The sequence below is a fragment of the Pseudomonas sp. NBRC 111132 genome (genome assembly GCF_001320565.1).
Classification (GTDB): domain Bacteria; phylum Pseudomonadota; class Gammaproteobacteria; order Pseudomonadales; family Pseudomonadaceae; genus Aquipseudomonas; species Aquipseudomonas putida_P.
Map to the genome: position 1 here is coordinate 1 of NZ_BCBI01000113.1, position 4296 is coordinate 4296.

A 4296-nucleotide genomic window follows, 5' to 3' on the forward strand; every position below is an offset into this window, starting at 1 on the left:
GGTTGTCGGTGTGCAGGCTCTCGACCTTGACTTGCTGCGGGTTGCGCATGAAGTCGGCGGCCAGCTGCTTGATGCCAGCCGGGTAAGTGGCCGAGAACAGCAGGGTCTGGCGGCGCGCCGGGGTCTTGCCGATGATGCTGGCGATGGCATCGAAGAAGCCCATGTCGAGCATGCGGTCGGCTTCGTCGAGTACCAGGGTGTTGAGGCCATCGAGCACCAGGGTGCCTTTGTCCAGGTGTTGCTGGATGCGCCCTGGGGTGCCGACGATGATGTGCGCACCGTGCTCCAGCGAAGCGATTTGCGGGCCCAGCGAAACGCCGCCGCACAGGGTGAGGATCTTGATGTTGTCCTCGGCGCGGGCCAGGCGGCGCAGTTCCTTGGCCACCTGGTCGGCAAGCTCGCGGGTAGGGCACAGCACCAGTGCCTGGCAGCCGAAGTAGCGCGGGTTGATCGGGTTGAGCAGGCCGATGCCGAAGGCGGCGGTCTTGCCACTGCCGGTCTTGGCCTGGGCGATCAGGTCCTGGCCTTTGAGGATGACTGGCAGGCTCTGGGCCTGGATCGGCGTCATCGAGGCATAGCCGAGGGCGTCCAGGTTCGCCAGCATGGCGGTGGACAACGGCAGAGTGGCAAAGGCGGTGGATTCGGTGGTCACGAGGCGGGCCTGCGTTGCGAAGCGAAAAATGCCGCACAGTCTACCAGCCTCGTGGCCATTCGCCCTATGGTTCCATGTGTTGTTCCGGACGACGGGCACGCCTTCCGTCCGTCGGCGCCAGTTGCAGGAAGATCGCCGCCGCCAGCATGGCCATGATGCCGATGGTGACGAAGGTCAGCTGGAAGGCGCCCAGGGTGCTTTCCACGCCCTCGGCACTGCCCGCTGCGGTAAAGCCGCCGAGCAGTGCGCCGGCGCAGGCCACGCCCAGGCTCAGCGCCAGTTGCGCGACCACCGACAGCAGGCTGTTGCCGCTGCTGGCGCTGGCGTCGTCCAGGTCGATCAGGGTTACCGTGTTCATGGCCGTGAACTGCATGGAGTTGACCGCGCCCAGCAGGCCCAGCTGGATCAACAGCACGGCGTAGGGCGTTTGCTCGTCGACCAGGCCGAGGCTGGCCAGCAGCAGGCCCAGCAGCAACGTGTTGCCGGTGAGGATGATGCGGTAGCCGAACCGCTCGATCAGCGGCCTGGCGATGGACTTGGCAAGCATGGCCGCCGCCGCCAGCGGGATCATGCTCATGCCAGCCTGCGCCGGTGAGTAGCCCAGCGCCACCTGCAGCAGTAATGGCACCAGGAAGGGCAGGGCGCCGCTGCCCAGGCGGGCGAACAGGTTGCCGAGGATGCCGATGGCGAAGGTACGCACGCGGAACAGGCTGGGCGAGAACAGTGGCTCCGGGTCGCGCCCGGCGCGCAGCCAGTAGGCGGCAAGGCAGGCCATACCGGCGAACAGCAGCAACATGACCCGCAAGTGCGGCAGGTGCAACTCGCCCAGGCCTTCCATGGCGATGGTGATCAGCACCATCGCCGCGCCGAACAGCAGGAAGCCGGGGCCGTCGAACGAGGTTCGCTCGGCCCCGCGCAGGTCCGGGATGAACTTCCATACGGCAATGCAGCCGATCAGGCCAACCGGTAGGTTGAGCAGGAAAATCCAGTGCCAGCTGAGGATTTCCACCAGCCAACCTCCAACCGTCGGGCCCAGCAATGGCCCCAGCAGGCCGGGGATGGTGATGAAGCTCATGATCCGCACCAGTTCGCTGCGCGGGTAAGCGCGCAGCACCACCAGCCGCCCGACCGGCAGCATCAGCGCACCGCCCAGGCCCTGCACGACGCGGGCGAAGATCAGGAAACCGAGGCTGTTGGCGGCGGCGCACAGCAGCGAGCCGAAGCTGAACAGCAGGATGGCGCTGAAGAAGATGCGTTTGGTGCCAAAGCGGTCGGCGATCCAGCCCGAAGCAGGGATCAGCAGGGCCACGGTGAGCATGTAGGCGATGATCACGCCCTGCATGCGCAGCGGGTCTTCGGCCAGCGAGCGGGCCATGGCCGGCAGCGCGGTGTTGAGGATAGTGCCGTCCAGGGACTGCATGAAGAAGGCGATGGCTACCACCCAGGGGATCCAGCGGGCGGTGACGGGGTCCAGCGGGGTGCGTTCGGGCATGACTTCCTCGTTTGTCAGTGCCGGCCTCTTCGCGGATGAATCCGCTTCCACAGGAATATCACCACATTTGAGGGCAGTGGAGATCCTGTGGGAGCGGCTTTAGCCGCGAAAGGGCCGGCAAGTCCAGTCACAGTGTCAGGGTCAGGCCTTTGACCAGTGCCCCGGGCAAATGACTCGACCCGGTACTGCGCTGTCCATAGGTACTGGTCGACAAGATCATCTCGCGCTCCCGGGTCAGGTCCTCCAGTTGGCTACCCAGCAAGATGTACAGGCTATCATCGAAGCGCATGGTGCTCACCGGCCCCTGGATCTGCCCGTTTTCCACCCAGAACGTGGCGAAGCGGGTCAGCCCGGTCATGCGTGCTGCCGGCAGGTCAGAGTAGTTCAGGTACCACAGGTTGCTGATGTACAGCCCGGTGCCCAGCCGCTCAAGCACCTGCTCGCTGGCCAGATTACCCGGCGCCAGGCTCAGCGCACACGGCGATTCGTAGCTGTCGGCACCATTGGCCAGCAACGCGAACTCGGCTGCACTGCGCGCACTGATCAAGCGTTGCAGCGCCTCACCGTGCTGGATCAATGGCACATCCAGGCGCGGCGCACCTTCGTCGGAAAACGCCGGGCTTAGCGACCCGCTGACCTGCTCGGTGAAACTCACCAGCGGGCTCAGCCGTGCATCGCCGTTGTACAAGCGCTGCAGGGCGCTGTTGCCAGTGGCCAGGGCCTGCGCGGAAAAACCGCCCCAGCAGAGCATGCCGGCGATCTCGTCCATGGCTGCCGGGGCCAGGTAGGCGCGGTAGCTTCCCGGTTTGAGGGTGATCGCCGGGCGACCGAGGAAGCCCAGTTGTTCACGTGCCTGGCGCAGGCGTGCGATGAAGTCGTCTGCGCTCCACAGCTGGCCGGCATAGTTGGCCTTCACCGCCTGGCCGTTTTCGTGGAACAAGCTCCAGTCGAAGTTGAAACTGTTGGCCTGGTGCCAGCCAAAGGCCCCGAACGAACTGGCAAAGCCTCGGCAGATAGGGCCTGCGGCGTAGATGCCGACCAGGTCCAGGTCACCTGCCTCGCTGTCGAGCAAGGCCAGCACTTCGTCCAGCTCCGGCAGTGGTTGCGCCTGCAGGCTGTGGCTGTGCCAGGCGCTTTCGTCCAGGCGCAGGTAGGGGTCGAGGGCCAACAGCGGCAGGGTCTGGCGCAATTGCGCCACAGCATCGGCCAGGCGCTGGCGGTCCACCTGCACCTCGCCACTCAAGGTCACTTGCTGTTCCGCCTGGCGGCCATCGTGCACCAGCCGCAGTTGAGCGCTGGCCTGGCTCACTTCACCGGCCTGGCGCACCTTGGCGTGGTTGAAACGCACGAATTGCGACTGTTCGGCGCTGTAGCCGAGGGTGAACTGTTCGCCTGCTTGCAGGGCGGCGCGCACATCCCCGACCAGGGTTTCGAAAGCATGTTGCATCAGGCGTCTCCTCCGAATACGTCGATCTGGCGGAACACGCAGGCCGGCGAGGCATGGCCGACCCGCACCACCTGGTTGGGTTCGCCCTTGCCGCAGTTGGGCGTGCCCAGTACCTGGAAGGTGCTGCGGTCGCCGACGGCCGACAGGTTGAGCCAGAACTGCGCGGAGATGCCACGGTAGTTGGGATTCTTGACGATGCCCTTCAGCTCGCCATTCTCGATCAGTTGGCCCCATTCGCAGCCGAACTGGAACTTGTTGCGCGCATCGTCAATGGACCAGGAACGGTTGGTACGCATCAGGATGCCGTGCTCGATGCCCTGGATCAGCTGATGCAGGCTTTGGTCGCCCGGTTCGATGTTGAGGTTGGCCATGCGGTCGATCGGGGCACGGTTCCAGCCACAGGCGCGGCTGTTGGCCACGCCGTCCAGGCCAGAGCGGAACTGCGACAGCGCGCCGCCCAGTGGGCGCAGCAGCAGGCCGTCGCGGATCAGGAACTGCTTGCTGGCCGGGGTGCCGTCATCATCAAAGCTGTAGCTGGCCAGCTCTTCGCCGATGGTTGGGTCGAAGGTCACGTTCAACAGGCTGGAACCGTACTGCAGGTGGCCGAAGTCGCTGGCTTTGACGAAGCTGGTGCCGGCGTAGTTGCGCTCGTCGCCGAGGATGCGGTCCATCTCCAACGGGTGGCCGATGGACTCGTGGATCTGC

4 protein-coding genes are annotated in these 4296 nt (G+C 65.3%); all 4 read right to left on the reverse strand.

Features of this window, described 5'->3' with window-relative positions:
- Positions 1–604: DEAD/DEAH box helicase (locus APH35_RS27800; protein ID WP_177335406.1), on the reverse strand; the 604-nt coding region annotated here is incomplete at its 3' end.
- 112 nt (positions 605–716) lie between these two features.
- Positions 717–2144 carry a multidrug transporter subunit MdtD gene (gene mdtD, locus APH35_RS27805; RefSeq protein WP_060494365.1) on the reverse strand — a complete coding sequence of 476 codons (1428 nt, stop codon included), beginning with the start codon at positions 2142–2144 and terminating at the stop codon, positions 717–719.
- Between the two features lie 127 nt (positions 2145–2271).
- Positions 2272–3591, reverse strand: coding sequence for a TldD/PmbA family protein (locus tag APH35_RS27810; protein WP_060515833.1), 1320 nt, complete (start codon positions 3589–3591; stop codon positions 2272–2274).
- A partial coding sequence (locus APH35_RS27815) for a TldD/PmbA family protein (RefSeq protein ID WP_177335405.1) occupies positions 3591–4296 on the reverse strand: 706 nt, incomplete at its 5' end. The genes APH35_RS27810 and APH35_RS27815, both read right to left, overlap by 1 nt.

What these genes read in the sequence shown, in the direction of transcription:
- mdtD (WP_060494365.1), bottom strand. Translation starts at nt 2,144, where the DNA reads ATGCCCGAACGCACCCCGCTGGACCCCGTCACCGCCCGCTGGATCCCC.
- APH35_RS27810 (WP_060515833.1), bottom strand. Translation starts at nt 3,591, where the DNA reads ATGCAACATGCTTTCGAAACCCTGGTCGGGGATGTGCGCGCCGCCCTG.